At 71.1% G+C, this 21770-nt stretch carries 2 protein-coding genes (1 of these 2 cut by a window edge); both read left to right on the plus strand.

Features of this window, described 5'->3' with window-relative positions:
* Positions 1-15048 carry a non-ribosomal peptide synthetase gene (locus LBW94_RS18525; RefSeq protein WP_225057152.1) on the plus strand — a complete coding sequence of 5016 codons (15048 nt, stop codon included), beginning with the start codon at positions 1-3 and terminating at the stop codon, positions 15046-15048.
* On the plus strand, positions 15048-21770 hold the 5' end (the start) of the coding sequence (locus tag LBW94_RS18530) for a non-ribosomal peptide synthase/polyketide synthase (RefSeq protein WP_225057276.1). 13773 nt of this gene lie beyond the right edge of the window; only the first 6723 of its 20496 coding nucleotides appear in the window; the start codon lies at positions 15048-15050; the stop codon falls past the right edge of the window. Before LBW94_RS18525 ends, LBW94_RS18530 begins: the two co-directional genes overlap by 1 nt.

The raw sequence follows: 21770 nt of genomic DNA on the forward strand, positions 1-21770 counted from the left end.
ATGCAATTCGACAATGAAACACCGCTGCGCACTTCGACTTCGATTCAGAAAGAACTCTGGCTGGCCCACGAGCTGGCGGATATTCCGAACAACTGCCTCGTCTACATCGACATCCACGCCGATCTGGATATCGAGAGATTCGACGCCGCGCTGCATCGGGTGTTCACCGAATCGCGCGCACTGCGGGTGAATTTCGTACGGGGTCCCGACGGGCCGCTGGTCGTCGAGCGCGACCACCGGGAATGGACGCCGGTGCACCGGGATCTGAGCGGCGAACCCGACCCGGCGGCCGCCGCCCTCGATTATCTGGCGCGGGAACGGGAGTCGGGTTTCGATCTGGAGCACGATGCGCTGTTACGGGTCGCGTTGCTGGCCCTCGGCGACGACCACTGGATTCTCTCGATGTGTTTCAACCACATCATCATGGACGGTGTCGGGGTCGCGGCCTGGGCACAGCGGGTGCTGGATGTGTACTGCGCCGCCACGGCCGGAATTCCGGCGACGCCCGTCGAATTCGTGGACATCGGCGACATCATCGACAGCGACCTGGCCTATCGCCGCGAGCGGCAGGCCGCCGATCGGGAGTACTGGCGCGACCATCTGCCGGTCGGCATCGACCCGGTTCGGTTGCCCGGCAACGTGAACGGCGGCGCCCGGCCGGGCCGGGTCGGGTGCACCCACGACGTGTCCGCCGCCGAACTGACCGCACTGCTGGATTCGGCGCGGGCGGCCGGCGTCAAACTTCCCTATCTGATCATGTCCGTCGCGGCGGCCGTCATCGGGCGCTGGACGCGGCGCGACGAATTCTGCGTGCAGATACCGGTGTCGAACCGGGACGCCGTCGCGGGCAGTACGCCGTGCCAGCTCTCGGATACCGTTCCGCTGCTGATCGATGCGAGCCGGGATGCGTCGCTGGCCGAGCTGGCCGGGCGGATCGGCCGCACCTTCGCCGCCGCCAAGGACCATCTGCGCTACGGGATGTCGGACATCCGGCGGGATGCCGGGCGGTCGTCGAACGGTGACGGCAACCCGTTCGGCCCGGTCGTCAACGTCATGTCCTTCTTCGGCGCGCTACGGATGACCGGCGGAACCGCCGACCTGCAACTGTACTCCGCGGGCAACAGCGGCGACCTGTCCATCGTCTTCCATTACGAAAGACGTTCCGGCCGTGGCGGATACCTGCGTCTGGAGGGCGATGCCCGGCTGTACACCGAGGACGATCTGCGCACCTACCTCGGCGCGCTCACCCGCTGCCTGCGCCGGGCCGTCGCCGATCCGGACACCCCCATCGGGGCGCTGGAACTGCTGGGCGCCGAACCCGATCCGCTGGTCGAGGGGTGGAACGACACCGCCGTGCCGATCGACGACGGGGCCACCCTGATCGGTCTGTTCGCCGATCGGGTCCGCCGGGCGCCGGACGCGGTGGCGATCACCGCCGGCGCGACGGAGCTGACCTATCGGCAGCTGGACGACCGGTCCGACGGCCTGGCCCGGGAGCTGATCGCCCGGGGCGTGGGCCCGGATCGTGTGGTGGCCGTGGCCTTACCGCGATCGCCGGAATTCATCGTCGCGATGCTCGCGGTGTCGAAAGCGGGCGGGGCCTATCTGCCGATCGATCCGGGTCATCGCGCGGACCGGCTGGCGTTCATCCTCCGGGACGCCGGGCCGGTCGCGGTGCTCACCGACGCCGATACCTCGAAAGTGCTGCCGAACAACGGAATTCCTCGAATCCAACTGGAGCAGATCGGTCCGGTGGCGTCCGGTGCGCGGCCGCCGGTCACCGTGTCGCCCGGCAATCTCGCCTATCTGATCTACACCTCCGGATCCACGGGCACGCCGAAGGGCGTCGCCGTCACGCACCGGAATGTGGTGTCGCTGTTCCTGAGTACCGCCGACCGGTGTGAATTCGGCCCCGCCGACGTCTGGGCCTGGTGCCATTCCCAGGCCTTCGATTTCTCGGTGTGGGAGATCTGGGGTGCGCTGCTGCACGGTGGCCGGGTCGTGGTCGTGCCGTGGGAGGTGGTGCGCACTCCCGCCCAATTGTGGAATCTGATCGTCGGCGAGCGGGTGACGATCCTCAATCAGACGCCGTCGGCATTCCAGGCGCTCGCCCGCGCCCGCGCCGTGCGGCCGAATACCGATGCCGCGCTGCGCACGGTGATATTCGGCGGAGAGGCGCTGAAAGAGGCGCACGTACAGCCGTGGTACGGCGTGGGCCGCGCGGACGGTCCGGCCTTGGTGAACATGTACGGGATCACCGAGACCACCGTCCACGTGACCAGAGTGGAGTTGCCCACCGTGCCCGGCCCGCGCGGTGGCAGCCCGATCGGTGCGCCGCTGGGAAATATGCGGGTGTTCGTGCTGGATTCCGGGCTGCTGCCGGTGCCGGTGGGTGTGGCCGGGGAATTGTATGTCGCGGGTAACCAATTGGCGCGTGGATATCACGGCCGGTCGGGGCTGACAGCGGCCCGATTCGTGGCCGATCCGTTCGATGCCGCGGGCGGCGGCCGGCTGTACCGCACCGGCGACGTGGCGCGCTGGACCGGCGCGGGGACCTTGGAATTCATCGGCCGCGCCGACGACCAGGTACAGATCCGCGGCTTCCGGGTCGAACCCGGCGAGGTGGAAACCGCGCTGGCACAACACCCCTCGGTCACGCAGGCGGTGGTGGTGGCCCGAACCTCCGGCGCGGACGACGACACCCACCTGATCGGGTACGTCGTCGTCGACCGGGACCGGCCGGTCGACGGCGGGCAGGTGCGCCGCTTCGTGGCCGACCGGCTGCCCGCATACCTGGTGCCGGCGCTGGTGATCGTGATCGAATCGGTGCCGCTGACCGCCAACGGCAAGGTGGATCGCCGGGCCCTGCCGGATCCGGAGTTCACTTCCACGGCCGCGTACCGGGCGCCGGGCAGCACCCGCGAACGGTTGCTGGCCGAACTGTTCGCGGAGGTGCTCGGGCGGGACCGGGTCGGCGTCGACGACAGCTTCTTCGAACTGGGCGGCCATTCCCTGTCCGCGACCCGGCTCATCGGCCGGATCCGGGTGGCGCTCGGTGTCGAACTGCCGATCCGCACGGTCTTCGACGCCCCGACGGTCGCGCAGTTGGTGCCCAGGCTCGACGACGGTGTCCGGGTGCGCCCGGCCCTGTCGGCGCGGCCACGGCCGGCGACGATCCCGCTCTCCTTCGCGCAACGGCGGCTGTGGTTCCTCCATCGCCTGGAAGGACCCTCGCCCACCTACAACATTCCGCTGACCGCGCGGCTGACCGGCGCCTTCGACACCGCCGCCTTCGCGATCGCCGTCGGCGACGTCGTCGCGCGGCACGAGAGTCTGCGCACGGTCTTCACCGAATCCGACGGGGTGCCCGCACAGCGGGTGCTCGACGCCGCGGATGTCGAAGTGCCCGTGACGATCACCACGGTCGATCCCGCGACGGCGGACGCCGCGGTGGCCGCCGCCGTGGCGCACCGATTCGACCTGGCGACGGGGATTCCGTTGCGGGCCGACGTCTTCCGGTGCGACGGCGACTGGATCGTGGTGTTGCTGATCCACCACATCGCCGGGGACGGCCTGTCGGTGGCGGCCTTGTCGCGGGATCTGTCGGTGGCCTACGCCGCGCGCTGTGCCGGGCACACGCCCGGATGGGCGCCGCTGCCGGCGCAGTACGTGGACTACACCTTGTGGCAGCGGGAACTGCTGGGCTCGGCCGACGATCCGGACAGCCTGCTGGCCCGGCAACTCGGCTACTGGCGGCGCGAACTCGACGGGCTGCCGGAGCACGTGCGGCTGCCGGCCGATCGGCCGCGGCCGCGGGTGGCGAGCTACCGCGGCGACATGGTCTTCTTCGACATCGACGCCGAGACCCGAATCGCGGTGGAGCGCCTGGCCGTTCGCGAGCACGCGTCGGTGTCGATGGTGTGGCAGACGGCGCTGGCCGTGCTGCTGTTCAAACTCGGTGCGGGGGAGGACATCCCGATCGGCACGCCGATCGCCGGGCGCACCGACGAGGCGCTGGCCGATCTGGTGGGTTTCTTCGTCAACACCTGGGTGCTGCGCGCACCGGTCACCGCGGCGGCCACCTTCGCCGAGGTGCTGGGCCGGGTCCGCGCGAAGGCGCTGGCCGCCTACGAGAATCAGGACGCGCCCTTCGAACGGCTCGTCGAACTGCTCAATCCGGTCCGCTCGGCGGCGCATCACCCGCTGTTCCAGGTCCTGCTGAGCGTCCAGGACGACCCGCTGGCCGCGCTGGCGCTGCCGGGGGTCGACGTCGCGCCCCGCCCGCCGGTCTCGACCACGGCGCGCGTCGATCTCACCGTCGGCATCGGCCCCGCCGGCGCCGGCTGGGCGGGATTCGTCGAATACGCCACGGATCTGTTCGATCGGTCCACCGTCGAGGCGATGGCGCACCGGCTGGTGCGGATCGTGCGGCGGCTGACCTCGGATCCGCACGCCCCGATCGGCACCGCCGAGGTGCTCGACCTCGCGGAACTCGAACGGGTACTGCGGCAATGGAACGACACCGCCGCTGAGATCCCGGCGGCCACCGTCGTCGAGCGGTTCCGCGTGCAGGCGACCCGGCGGCCGGAGGCGGTGGCCGTGTACTGCGGTGACACCGCGGTGACCTACCGGGAGCTCGAGCTCCGCGCCGGGGAACTGGCCCGGGTACTGGCCGCGCACGGGGTGGGCCCGGAATGCGTTGTCGCGGTGGCTCTGCCGCGGTCGGTGGAACTGATCGCCGCGCTGCTGGCGGTGTGGCAGGCCGGCGGCGGATATCTGCCGATCGATCCGGGTTATCCGTCGGAGCGGCTGGCGTTCGTGCTCGCCGACGCGGTGCCGGTGGTGGTCGTGACCGATACCGCCACTTCGGAGGTGTTGCCGGACAGTGCGATACCGCGGCTGTACCTGGACCGGCTCGGCCCGCCGGCATCCGGCCTGCCCGCACCCGCCGTCGCAGTGCGGCCGGAGCAATTGGCGTACGTCATCTACACCTCCGGATCCACGGGTACGCCGAAAGGCGTTGCCGTGACCCAGCGCAACGTGCGCAACCTGGTGTCCCAGCCCTGGTCCGTCGGCCCCGCGGATCGGGTGCTGGTGCATTCCTCGACGGCGTTCGACGCCTCGACCTACGAGATCTGGACCGCCCTGGCCACCGGCGGCGCGCTGGTGCTGGCCACCGAACGGCGTTCGGATCCGCTCGAGCTCGTGCGGCTGATCGAAAGCCGATCGGTGACAAGGATGTTCACGACACCGGCGCTGCTGTCGATGCTGCTGGACCGGGCCGAGGCGGTGCCCGGCGATCCGCTGCGGAGCCTGACCCAGATGCTCGCCGGTGGCACCGAACTCACCCCCGCGACCGTACGGCGGCTGCCGGACGCCGCGGTGCTGAGCCACGTCTACGGACCGACCGAGACCACGGTGTTCGCCACGAGTTTCGCCGCCGACGCCGCGAGCGCGAGCGCCGCGGCGGTGCCGATCGGCGCGGCCCTGGCCAATGTGCGGGCGTACGTACTGGACTCGGGCCTGATGCCGGTGCCCGCCGGGGCGCCGGGAGAGCTGTACCTCGCCGGGGCGCAACTGGGCCGGGGCTATCGCGGCCGGGCCGCGCTCACCGCCGGGCGGTTCGTGGCCGATCCGTTCGACGCCTCCGGTGGCCGGCTGTACCGGACCGGGGACATGGTGCGGTGGAATGCGCAGGGACAGCTGGAGTTCGTCGGCCGGACCGACGACCAGGTGAAGATCCGCGGTTTCCGGGTCGAGCCCGGCGAGGTGGAAAGCGTACTGGCGCAGCACCCCGCGGTGTCGCAGGCGGCGGTGGTGGCCCGCGACACGGGCGCCGGTGGTATGCAACTGGCCGGTTACGTGGTCCCCGGCCGGGCCGGGCTCGACGGGGCCGACGTGCGCGCGTTCGCCGCCGACCGGCTGCCGGACTTCATGGTCCCGGCGGTGGTCACGGTGCTCGACGCGATGCCGTTGACGGCCAACGGGAAACTGGATCGCACGGCCCTGCCGGCCCCGGAGTTCGTGTCGGCGGTGGCCTATCGCGCACCGGCCGGCGAGCGGGAACGGGTGCTGGCCGGACTGTTCGCCGAACTGCTCGGACTGGACCGGGTCGGGGTGGACGACAGCTTCTTCGCCCTCGGCGGGCATTCGCTGCTGGCCACCCGGCTGGCCAGCCGCATCCGGGCGGTGCTCGGCGCCGAGGTGCCGATCCGGACGGTGTTCGACGCGCCGACGGTCGCGCAACTGGCCACCCGATTGGCGGCCGGCGAGCAGGTGCGCCCGGCCCTGACGCCGCGCCCGCGCCCGGCGGTGGTGCCGCTGTCGTTCGCACAGCGCCGATTGTGGTTCATCCATCGGCTGGAGGGCCGCTCGGCCACCTACAACATGGCGCTGGCGGTGCGGCTGCACGGCGTGGACGTGGCGGCCCTGCGCGCCGCGATCGGGGATGTCGTCGCGCGGCACGAGAGTCTGCGCACGGTGTTCGCCGATGTGGACGGAGTGCCGTCGCAGCGGGTGCTCGACGCGGTCGAGGTGCCGTTCACGGTGACCGACACCGGCGCCGCCGGACCGGCCGCCGCGGTGGCCGAGGCGGTGCGGTACGGCTTCGATCTCACCGGTGAGATCCCGGTCCGCGCCGGTGTTTTCCGCGGTGGTGACGGCGAGGTCGTCTTCGTGCTGTTGATCCACCACATCGCCGGTGACGGCTGGTCGCTGACGCCGCTGCTCGGCGATCTGTCGGCGGCGTACGACGCGCGCCTGGCGGGACGTACGCCACAGTGGCCGCCGCTGCCGGTGCAGTACGTGGATTACACACTGTGGCAACGTGATCTGCTCGGTGACCGCTCCGACGCCGGCAGCGTGCTGGCGCGGCAGTTCGACTACTGGCGTCGCGAACTCGACGGCGTACCGGAGCAATTGCGGCTGCCGGCCGATCGGCCGCGGCCGCGGGTGGCGAGTTATCGCGGCGGGATGGTGTATTTCGAGATCGACCTCGCCACCCGGACCGCGGTGGAACGGCTGGCCGCCCGCGAGGGCGCGACGGTGTCGATGGTGTTGCAGTCGGCGCTGGCCGTGCTGCTGTTCAAACTCGGTGCGGGGGAGGACATCCCGATCGGCGCACCGATCGCCGGGCGCACCGACGAGGCCCTGACCGATCTGGTGGGCTTCTTCGTCAACACCTGGGTGCTGCGGGCCGCTGTCGTGCCGGAGGCCCCCTTCACCGGGATCCTCGGCGGGGTGCGAGCGAAAGCCCTGGCCGCCTACGAGAATCAGGACGTCCCCTTCGAACTGCTGGTGGAACTGCTCAACCCGGCCCGGTCGGCGGCGCATCATCCGCTGTTCCAGATCGCCCTGGCATTCCAGAACAACATCCGGCCGGACCTGGCATTGACCGGCGTGCGGATCGAGCCCTACCCGGCCGGCACCGCGACCTCGCGGTTCGATCTGTTCTTCGATATCGCCGACGCACCGGCGGGCCGGGCGTGGAACGGGTTCGTGGAGTACGCGACCGAGCTGTTCGACGCGGCCACCGTGGAGACGATGGCGCACCGGCTGGTGCGCGTGCTGCGGCGGGTGGTGTCGGTCCCGGAGCTGCCGGTGGGCTCGATCGACATCCTCGGCAGCGACGAACGCACGGCGGTGCTGTACCGGTGGAACGAGACCGCCGCCCCGATTCCCGACACCACCGCGATCGCCCTGTTCGAGCACCGGGCCGCAGCGAATCCCGATGCGGTGGCGATGATCTGCGGTGACCTCGAACTGACCTATCGCGAGCTCGATCGCCGCGCGGCGCGCTGGTCCCGGCGATTGCGGGCCTGCGGGGTGGGCCCGGACACGATCGTCGCGGTGGCGCTGCCCCGATCCGCGGAATCGCTGGTGGCGATGCTGGCGGTGTCGAAGGCCGGTGGCGCGTATCTGCCGATCGACCCGGCGTATCCGTCGGATCGGCTGGAGTTCGTGCTCACCGATGCCGCGCCGGTGGTGGTCGTGACCGACTCGGTGACCGCGAAGGTGCTGCCCGGCAACGCGATACCGCATCTGTATCCGGATCGGCTCGACATCGCCGACGACACCGGCGAGCGCCCGGCGCTGGTGCGGCCGCAGCAGCTGGCATACGTGATCTACACCTCCGGTTCGACGGGTGTGCCGAAGGGCGTGGGGATCACCCATCGCAACGTGGTGAATCTGGTTGCCCAGGCATGGCAAGCCGGTCCCGGTGATCGGGTGCTCGTGCACTCGTCGGTGGCGTTCGACGCGTCGACCTACGAGATCTGGCCCGCGTTGTGCGGTGGTGCGACGCTGATCATGGCGGGTGAACAGCGATCTGATCCGGCGGAGATCGCCCGGCTGGTGCAGACCCACTCGGTGACCGGGATGTTCGCGACCCCCGCCCTGCTGTCCGCGCTGACCGAACACCTGGAAGTGCTGCCGGGCAGCCCGTTGCGCAGCTTGACGCGGATCGCGACCGGCGCCGACACTCTCACGGCCGGACTGGTCCACGCCCTGAAGTCCGCCTGTGCCGGTGTGCGCGTGGACAATCTGTACGGACCCACCGAAGCGACCGTCGATGTCACCTCGTTTCAGGTGCCCGACGGCTTCGAGGGCGCGGTGCCGATCGGTGCGCCGGTGGCGAATACCCGGGTGTTCGTACTGGATTCGTGGTTGCAGCCGGTTCCGGCGGGCGTTGCGGGCGAGCTGTACGTGGCCGGTGCGCAACTGGCACGGGGATATCTGGGCCGGCCCGGTGTGAGCGCCGCCCGGTTCGTGGCGGATCCGTTCGATGCCGCCGGCGGCCGGTTGTACCGCACCGGGGATGTGGTGCGCTGGACGAGGGCCGGAGTACTCGAATTCGTCGGCAGGGCCGACGACCAGGTGAAGATCCGCGGCTTCCGGGTCGAGCCCGGTGAGGTGGAAACGGTACTGGCGCAGCATCCCTCGGTGGCGCAGGCGGTCGTGGTGGCGCGCGACACCGGTTCGGGCGGCAGGCAACTGGTCGGCTACGTCGTCGCGGACGGTACCGGGCCGGTCGTCGGCGCGGACGAACTGGTGGGCCAGTGGCGGCGGGTCTACGACGACCTGTACTCCGCCGCCGGACAACGCCCGGACCGCGCGGATTTAGGCGCGGATTTCGGCGGCTGGAACAGCAGTTACACCGGCGCGCCCATACCCGTCGAACAGATGCGGGAGTGGCGGGACGCGACCGTCGACCGGATCCGGGAACTGCGCCCGCGGCGGGTGCTGGAGATCGGCGTCGGCTCGGGTCTGCTGCTGTCGCAGCTCGCGCCGGACTGCGAAGAGTACTGGGCCACGGACTTTTCCGCGGCCACCATCGCCAATCTCGAACGGCAGCTGCGTGACCTGGGAGCGGGCTGGACCGATCGGGTGTCGCTGCACGCCCGTGCCGCCGAGGACACGATCGGATTGCCGGAGCGCCACTTCGACACCGTGGTGCTGAATTCGGTGATCCAGTATTTCCCGGGCGAGGCGTATCTGCGCACCGTGCTCGTGCGGATTCTGCGCGTCCTGGCACCCGGCGGCGCGATATTCGTCGGCGATGTGCGCAATCTGGCGCTGCTCGAGGAATTCGCCGGGGCGATCCAGATCGCGCGGCACGGCGACGCGGATCCGGCGGCGCTCGCCGACGCGGTCCGCCGGGATATCGCCGCCGAACAGGAACTGCTGGTCGCCCCCGAGTACTTCCCGAGCCTGGTCCGGACGGTGGCCGGTGTCGAGGCCGTCGATATCCGGCTCAAGCGCGGCTACGCGGTCAACGAATTGAGCCGATACCGCTACGACGTCGTCTTGCGCACCACACCGGCGCATCCGCTGTCGGTGGCGCACCTGCCGGAGGTCGAATTCCCCGGCCGCGATCGGTTGCGGGAACTCCTGGCCGACCGGCCCGCCGGCGGACTGCGCATCACCGGAATTCCGCACGCGGGACTGTCCCGCGGCCTCGGCTTCGAGGGCGTCCTCGACCCAGCCGCCACCCGCACCGGCGCGGGTCTGCTGCCCGAGGATCTGTACGAACTGGGGGCGCGCCTCGGCTACACCACGGCCGTCACCTGGTCGGCGCGACCGGATCGGATGGAGGCGGTATTCGTCGATGCCGCAACGACATCCGGCCGGACCCTGACCGATGTCCATCGGCCGCACGGCCGCGTGGGCGACCCGGCCGCGTACACCAACAGTCCGCAGGCGGGTCTGCTGGCCGCCGAGGTGCGCCGGTTCGCGGGGGAGCGATTGCCCGAATTCATGGTGCCGGCGGTGGTCATGGTGATCGGGTCGGTGCCGCTGACCGCGGGCGGGAAACTGGACCGCGCGGCGCTGCCGGATCCGGAATTCGCCGCCGCGACGGAATACCGGGCGCCGGACACCCTCGAGGAACGCACGCTGGCCGAATTGTTCGCCGAGGTGCTGGGTGTCGACCGGGTCGGTCTGGACGACGGATTCTTCGCACTCGGCGGCCATTCGCTGCTCGCCACCCGATTGGTCAGCCGGATCCGGGCGGTGCTGGGTATCGAGGTGCCGATCCGGACCGTCTTCGACGCACCGACTGTGGCGCAGCTGGCGACCCGGCTGGACGCCGGTGCGCGGGTGCGTCCGCGGTTGTCGGTGCGGCCGCGGCCGGAGGTGGTGCCGCTGTCGTTCGCGCAGCGGCGGTTGTGGTTCATCCACCGGCTGGAAGGACCGTCGGCCACCTACAACATCGCCCTGACGGTACGGCTGACCGGGACGTTCGACGTCCCGGCCTTCGCGGCGGCGGTCGGCGACGTGGTCACCCGGCACGAGAGCCTGCGCACCGTCTTCGTCGAGACCGACGACGCGCCCGCTCAGCGGGTGCTGGACGCCGCCGATCTCGAGATCCCGGTGGACGTCACCGAGGTGGCCGCCGCCGATCTGGACGCGACGGTGACCGCGGCCGTGCGTTACGGATTCGATCTGTCGTCGGAGATTCCGTTGCGCGCCCGCGTCTTCCGCACCGCGCCCGAGGACTGCGTGCTGGTCGTGCTGATCCATCACATCGCCGGCGACGGCTGGTCGATGACGCCGCTGCTGCGCGATCTGACCACCGCCTACGCGGCGCGGCTCGGCGATCGGGCGCCGGGGTGGCGGCCGTTGCCGGTGCAGTACGCGGATTACACCCTGTGGCAACAGGAATTGCTCGGCGCGCCGACCGATCCCGGCAGCGTGCTGTCCCGGCAGTTCGACTATTGGCGGCGCGAACTCGACGGAGTGCCCGAGCAGACGATCCTGCCCGCCGATCGCCCGCGGCCGCGGGTCGCGACCTATCGCGGTGACATGGTCTTCTTCGACATCGATGCCGGGACCCGGGCCGCGGTGGAACAACTGGCCACCCGCGAGGGCGCGACGGTGTCGATGGTGTTGCAGTCCGCGCTGGCCGTGCTGCTGTCCAAACTCGGTGCGGGAGAAGATGTTGCGATCGGCTCGCCGATCGCCGGGCGCACCGACGAAGCGCTGGCCGAGCTGGTGGGCTTCTTCGTCAACAGCTGGGTGCTGCGGGCGCGGGTCGGCGCGACCACCTCGTTCGCCGAACTGCTGGCCCAGGTCAAGGCGAAATCGCTGGCGGCCTACGAGAATCAGGACGTCCCGTTCGAATTGCTGGTCGAGATGCTCAATCCGGCGCGCTCGGCGGGCCGGCATCCGCTGTTCCAGGTGTCACTGGCCTTCCAGAACAACACGCTGCCGGTGCTCGAGTTGTCCGGCGTGCGGATCGAGCCGTATCGGGCGGTCACCGCAACGGCCCGGCTGGACCTGTTCGTCAGCATCGCCGACGCCCCGGCGGGCGAAATCTGGCGCGGGCTCGTCGAATACGCGACCGACCTGTTCGACCGGTCCACGGTCGACGCGCTGGCCGCCCGGTACCTGAGCCTGCTGCGCCGCATCGTCGCCGATCCGGCCGCACCGGTGGGCACGATCGACCTGCTCGGCGCCGCCGAACGGGAATCGGTGCTGCACCACTGGAACGACACCGGCGCGACGGTCGCCGGGACCACGCTGACCGGCCTGTTCGAGGCGCAGGCGGCCCGCACCCCGGCGGCGACGGCGCTGATCTGCGGCGCTGCGAGCCTGACGTACCGGGAACTCGCGCAGCGGTCCGAGCGGCTGGCGGCGACCCTCGCCGCCCGTGGGGTCGGCCCGGATTCCGTTGTCGCGGTGGCACTGCCGCGCTCGCTGGACCTGGTGGTGGCGATGCTCGGCGTGCTGCGCGCCGGCGCCGCGTATCTGCCGATCGATCCCGAATATCCCGCGGAGCGGGTGTCGTTCGTGCTCGCCGACGCCGCCCCGGCCGTGCTCGTCACCGACCTCGCGACCGCGAAGGGCCTGCCCCGCAACGCCGTACCGCCGGTGCACCTCGACGAGCCGGACGGCGACGGCCACCGGGCCGCGCCGGTGCGGGTGCGACCGGACGAGCTGGCCTACGTGATCTACACCTCGGGCTCGACCGGCGTGCCGAAGGGTGTCGGTGTCACCCACGCCAATGTCGCGAACCTGGTGACCTCGGCCTGGCCGGTGGCCCCCGACGACCGGGTGCTGGCACATACGTCGACGGCCTTCGACGCCTCCACCTACGAGATCTGGCCGGCCCTGTGCGGCGGCGCGGCGGTGGTGATCGCCACCGCGCCGCGCACCGACCTCGCGGAGCTCGCCCGGCTCGTCGAGGACCGGGCGGTGACCAAGATGTTCGCCACCCCGCCCATGCTCGCGGCCCTGCTCGACCACGTCGAACCCGTTGCGGGCGCGCCGTTGCGGACGCTGCGGCGGATCATCGCCGGTGGCGCCGAGCTGACCGCCGACGTGGTGCGCCGGCTCTACGCGAGTTGTCCGGACGTCCGGGTGGTGAACGGGTACGGGCCCACCGAGACCACGGCGTGCGTCACCGATCACGAGGCGGCGGGCACCCCCGGCACCGTCGCGATCGGCCGCCCGGTGGCGAATACCCGGGTGTTCGTGCTGGATTCGGGGCTGGCGCCGGTTCCGGTGGGCGTCGCCGGCGAGTTGTACGTGGCGGGCGCGCAGGTGGCGCGGGGCTACCGGGGCCGGGCCGGGCTGACGGCGGCGCGGTTCGTGGCCGATCCGTTCGATACCGGCGGTGGCCGGTTGTACCGCACCGGTGATGTGGTGCGGTGGAATTCCGCCGGGCTGCTGGAGTTCGTCGGCAGGGCCGACGAGCAGGTGAAGATCCGCGGCTTCCGGGTGGAGCCCGGTGAGGTGGAAGCGGTACTGGCACAGCATCCTTCGGTGTCCCGGGCGGTGGTGCTCGCACGCGACACCGCCGCCGGTGACAAGCAACTGGTGGGGTATGTGGTCGCCGATCGGTCCGGCCCGGCCGCCGGTGAGGACGATCTGGTGGGGCAGTGGCGGCGGGTGTACGACGACCTCTACGGCAGCCCGGAACACGGCGGCCTCGAACACGGCGGCCTCGAACACGGCGGTGTCGGAAACGGTGGTGTCGGAAACGGCTCCGGCGCAGGCGGTTCCGGGTTCGGTGCCAACTTCGGTGGCTGGAACAGCAGCTACACCGGCGCTCCCATCCCGGAGGACCAGATGCGGGAATGGCGCGCGGCCACGGTCGAACGGATCCGGGAACTGCGGCCCAAGCGCCTGCTGGAGATCGGCGTCGGCGCGGGACTGCTGCTGTCGCAGCTGGCACCCGACTGCGAGGAGTACTGGGCCACGGACTTCTCCGCGGCCACCATCGGCACGCTGCGGGCACAGTTGCGCGGCCTCGGCGGGCAGTGGGTCGACCGGGTGTTCACCAGCGTCCAGGCCGCCGACGATCCCCGCGGACTGCCCGAAGGCCACTTCGACACCGTGGTGGTGAACTCGGTGGTGCAGTACTTCCCCGGCCCGGCCTATCTGCGCCGGGTACTGGACACCGTACTGCGGGTGCTGGCCCCCGGCGGGGCGGTGTTCCTCGGCGATGTGCGCAATCTGGCTCTGCTGGAACAGTTCACCACCGCCACCGAACTCGCCCGGCACGGCGGCGACGATCCCGCCGCGGTCCGGGATCGGGTGCGCCGCAGCATCTCCGGGGAGAAGGAACTGCTCCTCGCACCCGAATACTTCCTCGGCCTCACCGGTTTCGACGTGGTCGGCATCGAACTCAAACGCGGCCGCCGGGTCAACGAACTGAGCCGGTACCGCTACGACGTCGTGCTGCGCCGATCTCCCGCCCGAGCACTCTCGGTGGGCGAAGCGCCGGCGGTCGAATTCCACACGCCGGACCGGCTACGGGAACTGCTGGAAGCACAGCGGCACCACGGTATTCGCGTCACCGGCATTCCGCACGCGGGACTGATCGGTGAACTGGAGGCCACCCGCCTGATCCGGGCGGGCCTCCGAGTGCCGCCCGAATTGCTCGACGGCGCACCCGATCCGGCGGGTCTGCTCCCGGAGGATCTGCACGCGCTCGGCGCGCGGCTGGGCTACACCACCGCGGTCACCTGGTCCACGCGACCGGGCCGGATGGAGGCGGTCTTCGTCGACGCCGACATCGTGGCCGACCGGTCGCTGACCGACGTGTACCGGCCGGCGGCCGCCGTGGTGGATCCGGCCGCACACGCCAACAATCCGCACGACACGCTGTTGCCGGCCGCGGTGCGCGGCTTCGCGGCCGAGCGGCTGCCGGATTTCCTGGTGCCGGCGGTGGTGCTGGTGATCGACGCGGTCCCGTTGACCGCCAACGGGAAACTGGACCGCGCGGCGCTGCCGGATCCGGAGTTCCACTCGTCGGCGGAGTATCGGGCGCCGGCCACCGAACGGGAACGGGTGCTGGCCGGCCTGTTCGCCGAAGTCCTCGGCCGCGACCGCGTCGGGGTCGACGACGGCTTCTTCGCACTGGGCGGTCACTCCCTGCTGGCCACCCGGCTGGCCGGCCGGATCCGGGGGGAGCTGGGAGTCGAGATTCCGGTCCGGGTGATCTTCGACGCCCCGACCGTGGCCCAGCTGGCACAGCAATGGGCGGAGCTGGCTCCGGCCCGGAGACCGGCCCTGCGCAAGATGAATCGAAAGGCGGTTCAGTGATGATCCCGTTGTCGTTCGCGCAGCGCCGGTTGTGGTTCATCCATCGGCTCGACGGACCCTCCGCCGCATACAACATGCCGGTGGCGATCCGGCTGACCGGTGAATTCGACGAATCGGCCTTCGCTGTCGCCGTCGCCGACGTGGTGTCGCGGCACGAGAGCCTGCGCACCGTCTTCGTCGAGGTGGACGGCGTACCCGGCCAGCAGGTGCTCGACGCCGGCAGCGTCGAGGTGCCGCTGTCGAGCGCGGAGGTGCCGCTCGCCGACCTGGACGCGGAACTCGCCCGTGCCGCCGGGCACGCCTTCGACCTGTCCACCGAGATTCCGATCCGGATCACCGTCCTGCGTTGTGGCACAGCCGATCGCGTCGTGCTGGTGCTGCTGCATCACATCGCCGGCGACGGCTGGTCGATGGCGCCGTTGCTGCGGGATCTGTCGCAGGCCTACGCCGCCCGCCGGCGGCGGCAGGCGCCGGGATGGGAGCCGCTGCCGGTGCAATACGTCGATTACACGCTGTGGCAACAGGAACTGCTCGGCTCGGCGAGCGATCCGGACAGCGTCCTGTCCCGGCAGTTCGACTACTGGCGACGGGAACTGGACGGACTGCCCGAACAATTGGCGCTGCCGACCGACCGGCCTCGACCGCGGGTGGCCGGTCACCGCGGGGACGTGGCCGTGCTCGGGATCGATCCCCGGCTGCGGGCCGCCGCCGGGGCGCTCGCCGCGCGTGAAGGCGCGTCGGCGTCGATGGTGTGGCAGGCCGCACTGGCGGTGCTGCTGTTCAAACTCGGTGCGGGGAACGATATTCCGATCGGATCGCCGATCGCCGGGCGCACCGAGGAGAGTATGGCCGATCTGGTCGGATTCTTCGTCAACACCTGGGTGCTGCGCGCGAGGGTCGACCCGGCGGCGTCGTTCACCCGGTTGCTGCGCGAGGTCCGGGCGAAGGCGCTGGCCGCGTACGAGAATCAGGACATCCCGTTCGAATTGCTGGTCGAGCTGCTCAATCCGGTGCGCTCGCCGGCACATCATCCGCTGTTCCAGACGCTGCTGAGCTTCCAGAACAACGCCGCGCCCACGCTGGCGTTGCCGGGGGCCGACTTCGAGCCGTATCCGCTGGCGGCGACGACCTCGCGCTTCGATCTGGTGTTCACCGTCGCCGACGCCGCGTCCGGCGGCTGGGACATCCACCTCGAGTACGCCACGGAGCTGTTCGACCGGTCCACCGCCGAGGCGCTGGCGGCACGGCTGGCGCGGGTGCTGCGGCAGCTGGTGGCCGATCCCGAGGCGGCGGTGGGGCCGGTCGACGTGCTCGACGCCGATGAGCGCGAACTGATCACGCGCCGCTGGAACGCCACCGACGTCGAGGTCGCGGACGCGGCGCTGCCCGACCTGTTCCGCGCCCAGGTCGCCCGCACCCCGGACGCGCCCGCCGTGCTGTGCGGCGAGCTGGCCCTGTCGTACCGTGAGCTCGACCTGCGGGCCACCCGGCTGGCGCGGACGCTGACCGGGCACGGTGTCGGCCCGGAATCCGTTGTCGCGGTGGCATTGCCGCGATCGGCCGAGCTGATCGTGGCGATGGTGGCGGTGTCGAGGACCGGTGCCGCGTATCTGCCGATCGATCCCGGATATCCTTCGGATCGGCTGGCTTTCGTGCTCGACGACGCGAAACCCGTACTCGTCGTCACCGATAGCGCGACCGCGCCGGCGCTGCCGCGGGCCGAGGCGCCGCAGCTGGTGCTGGACGAGCTCGAAACAGCCGGTGACAGCGCCGATCTCGTGGTGAGGGTGCGGCCGCACCAACTGGCGTACGTGATCTACACCTCGGGGTCGACGGGGGTGCCGAAAGGTGTGGGGATCACCCATCGCAATGTGGTGAACCTGATCGCCCAATCCTGGTCGGTGCGATCGGCGGACCGGGTGCTGGTGCATTCGTCGGTGGCCTTCGACGCCTCCACCTACGAGATCTGGCCGGCCCTGTGCGGGGGCGCGGCGCTGGTCGTCGCGACCGAGCGGCGCTCGGATCCCGGCGAGATCGCCCGGCTGCTCGAAAGCCGTTCGGTGACGATGATGTTCGCGACACCACCGCTGCTGTCGGCGCTGGTCGAGTACGCGCGGTCACTGCCGGAGCCGGTGCTGCGCGGTCTGCGCCAGGTGAACACCGGGGCCGATACGCTCGGCACGGACCTGGTCCGCGATCTGCGGGCCGCGTGCCCGGAGGTGTGGATCGACAATCTCTACGGCCCGACCGAGGCGACGGTGAACGTGACCTCCGCGCCGGTACCGGACGATCCGGCGGGCACGACGGTGCCGATCGGCGCACCGGTGGCCAATACCCGGGTGTTCGTGCTGGATTCGGGTCTGTCGCCGGTCGCGGTGGGGGTGCCGGGCGAGTTGTACGTGGCGGGTGCACAGCTGGCCCGGGGCTATCGCGGCCGGGCGGGGCTGACCGCCGCGCGTTTCGTGGCCGATCCCTTCGATCCCGCCGGTGGCCGGTTGTATCGCACCGGCGACGTGGTGCGCTGGACCCGCGCCGGCGTGCTGGAGTTCGTCGGCAGGGCCGACGACCAGGTGAAGATCCGCGGCTTCCGGGTCGAGCCCGGCGAGGTGGAAGCTGTCCTGGCACAGCATCCTTCGGTGTCCCGGGCGCTGGTACTCGCGCGCGGCACCGCCGCCGGCACCCAGCTGATCGGCTACGTCACCGCCGCCGGTGCACTCGACGGCGCCCGGGTGCGGGCCTTCGCCGCCGATCGGCTGCCGGACTTCATGGTGCCCGCCGCGGTCCTGGTGATCGACTCGATTCCGTTGACCGCCAACGGGAAAATAGATCAGGCCGCCCTGCCGGTCCCGGAGATCGGGACGACGGCCCGCTATCGCGCCCCGGGCAACCGCCGGGAGCGGGTACTGACCGAGCTGTTCGCCGAAGTGCTGGGCCTCGACCGCGTCGGCGTCGACGACGGTTTCTTCGCACTGGGCGGCCACTCGCTGCTCGCCACCCGCCTCGCGAGCCGGATCCGGGTGGAACTGGGTGTGGAGTTGCCGATCCGCACCGTCTTCGAGGCCCCGACGGCCGCGCGACTGGCCCACCGGCTCGGCCTCGGCGGGCCGGTGCGCCCGGCGGTGACGGCCCGGCCGCGGCCGCAACCGATTCCGCTGTCCTTCGCGCAGCGGCGGCTGTGGTTCATGCATCGTCTGGAGGGCCCCTCGGCGACCTACAACCTGCCGGTGACGGCGCGGCTGTCCGGCGCGATCGACATCCCCGCACTCGAGGCGGCCGTCGGTGACGTGCTGGCCCGGCACGAGAGCCTGCGCACCGTCTTCGCCGAGACCGACGGGGTGCCCGCTCAGCTGATCCTCGACGCCGGCAGCGTCGCGGCGCCGATCACGGTCACCGACGTCGCCCCGGCCGAACTGGCGGCCGCGGTGACCGCGGCGGTCCGGTACGGCTTCGACCTGTCGTCGGAGATCCCCCTGCGCGTCGGCGTCTTCCGCGACGGTCCGGCCGGATGCGTGCTGGTGCTGTTGATCCACCACATCGCCTGCGACGGCTGGTCCATGGCGGCCCTGCTGGCAGACCTGTCGGCCGCCTACACCGCCCGGTGCGACGGGCGGGCCCCGGCGTGGGCGCCGCTGCCGGTGCAGTACGCGGATTACACGCTGTGGCAGCGGGACCTGCTCGGATCGCCGGAGGATCCGGACAGCCTGCTGTCCGGGCAGTTCGAGTACTGGCGCGGTGCGCTGGACGGCCTGCCGGAGCAGTTGCGGTTGCCCGTCGATCGGCCACGCCCCCGGACCGCCGGATATCGCGGCGATGTCGTGCAATTCGCCGTCGACCACGAGACCCGCACCGCGGTCGGACGATTGGCGGCCACGGCGGGCGCCTCGGAGTCGATGGTGTGGCAGTCCGCCCTGGCAGTGCTGTTGTCCACACTCGGTGCGGGGACCGATATTCCGATCGGTTCGCCGATCGCGGGCCGCTGCGACGAGGCGCTGAACGAACTGGTGGGGATCTTCGTCAACACCTGGGTGCTGCGGGCGCAGATCGATCCGGCGGGCTCGTTCACCGGCCTGGTCCGGCAGATCGCGGGGAAAGCGCTGGCGGCCTACGACAACCAGGACATCCCGTTCGAATTGCTGGTGGAGCGGCTGGATCCGGTGCGCTCGGCGGCGCATCATCCGCTGTTCCAGGTGTCGCTGGCGGTCCAGAACAATGCCGCGCCCCGGCTGGAACTGGCCGGGCTGCGGCTCGAGCCGTACCCCGTGAACACCGGCACCGCCCGATTCGACCTGCTGTTCGACATCGCCGACGGCCCGGCGGGTCGGGGGTGGAGCGGGCTGGTCGAATTCGCGACCGAGTTGTTCGATCGGTCCACGATCGAGGCGATGGCCGCGCGCCTGGTGCGGCTGCTGGGACAGCTGGCGTCGGACCCGGACCGGCCGCTGGGGTCGATCGATGTCCTCGGCGCCGCGGAGCGGGAATCGGTGCTGCACCGGTTCAACGACACCGCGGTCCCGGTTCCCGACCTCACCCTGCCAGCCCTGTTCGGGGCACAGGCCACCCGGACCCCGGACGCGATCGCGGTCACGCTCGGGGACGTCGCGCTGACCTACCGCGAACTCGACCACCGCGCCGAGGATGTGGCCGCGATCCTGCTCGCGCGCGGTGTCGGCCCGGAGACGGTGGTCGCGGTGGCGTTGCCGCCGTCGGTGCCGCTGATCGTGGCCCTGCTGGCGGTGACGAAAGCCGGTGGCGCGTATCTGCCGATCGATCCGGCGTATCCGTCGGACCGGGTGGCCTTCGTGCTCGCCGATGCCGCGCCGGTGGTCGTGCTGACCGACACCCGCACCGCGGAGGTGTTGCCGGACAGTGCGATACCGCACCTGCATCTGGACGCTCTCGACGGTGCCGAGCACCCGATCGGCAGTGTCGCGGCACCGCGGCCGCAGCACCTCGCCTACCTGATCTACACCTCCGGATCGACCGGCGTCCCGAAAGGCGTTGCGGTGACCCACCGCAACGCGGTCAACCTGATCTCGCGGGCGCGACCGGTCGTCGCCGGGGACCGCGTGCTGATGCAGACCTCGATCGCCTTCGACGTGTCCACCTACGAGATCTGGCCGACCCTCTGCGGCGGCGCCCGGCTGGTACTGCCGCCGCAACAGCGCCCGGACCCGGCGGAGATCGCGGCACTGATCGAGACCCGTTCGGTCACAAGGCTGTTCGCGACACCGCCGCTGGTGGCCGCACTGCTCGACCACGCCGGATCCGGGCCCGGCGACGCGCTGGCATCACTGACGCGACTGTTCTGCGCGGGCTCCGAACTGCCTGCGGCACTGGCCCGCCGGCTGCACGCGCGATACCCCGGCCTGCACATCGTGAACGGCTACGGACCCACCGAGGCGACGGTGTACGCGACCGACCACGAGGTGACCGGCGAGATCGGCGCCACCGTGCCGATCGGGCGTCCACTGGCCAATGTCCGTGCCTACGTGCTGGATTCGCGGCTCGCGCCGGTTCCGGTGGGGGTGCCCGGCGAGCTGTACGTGGCCGGCGCCCAGGTGGCGCGGGGCTACCGGGGCCGGGTGGCGCTGACGGCGGCGCGGTTCGTGGCCGATCCGTTCGATCCGGCCGGTGGCCGGGTGTACCGCACCGGCGATGTGGTGCGCTGGACACAGGCCGGTGTGCTGGAGTTCGTCGGCCGCGCCGACGACCAGGTGAAGATTCGCGGCTTCCGGGTCGAGCCGGGTGAGGTGGAAGCCGCACTGGCGCAACACCCGTCGGTGTCGCAGGCCGTGGTGGTGGCCCGCGGGACCGAGTCCGGGGCCCAGCTGATCGGCTACGTCACCGCCGCCGGCGCACTCGACGGCGCGCAGGTCCGGGAATTCGCCGCCGACCGGCTGCCCGACTTCATGGTGCCCGCCGTCGTGATGGTGCTCGACGCGATGCCGCTGACCGCGAACGGCAAACTCGACCGGATCGCGTTGCCGCAGCCGCACTTCACCGCCTCGGCCCGGTACCGCGCCCCGGCGAACGCGAGCGAGCGGATCCTCGCCGCGGTCTTCGCCGAGGTGCTCGGTCTGGCGCGAGTCGGCGTGGAGGACAGCTTCTTCGAGCTCGGCGGGGACAGCATCCGGTCGATCCAGGTGGTGTCGCGGGCTCGCGCGCTGGGGGTCGAGGTGACCCCGCGCGAGGTGTTCGAGCGGCGGACGGTCGCGGGGCTGGCCGCGATCGCCGCCGGGCGCGTGGTGGATTCGGTCCCGGCCGAACTGCCCGGCGGCGGTGTGGGCTGGATGCCGCTGTTGCCGGTCGCCCGCTTCCTGCGCGAGTCCGGCGCCGGATTCGACAGTTTCAACCAGACCCTGGTGCTGGACCTGCCGCCCGGGATCGATCGGGCGGGCCTGCTGGCGGTGCTGACCGCGGTGATCGATCGTCACGACATGCTGCGGGCGCGGCTGGTCGACGACGAGCGCGGCGCGGGACTCGAGGTCGCGCCGCCGGGCTCGATCGAGGTGGAGCGGTTGCTGCACCGCGTCGAACTCGGCGAGGCGCTGCACGCCCGGCTGGATCCGGCGGCCGGGGTGATGGTGCAGTTCGGCTGGTTCGACGCCGGGCCGCAGCGGACGGGCCGGTTGGCGATCGTGGCCCATCATCTGGTGGTCGACGGGGTGTCGTGGCGAATCCTGTTGCCGGAGCTGGCCGCCGCGTGGCAGGCGGTGTCGACC

Source organism: Nocardia sp. alder85J (assembly GCF_020176955.2).
In the GTDB taxonomy this organism is placed as follows: Bacteria; Actinomycetota; Actinomycetes; order Mycobacteriales; family Mycobacteriaceae; genus Nocardia.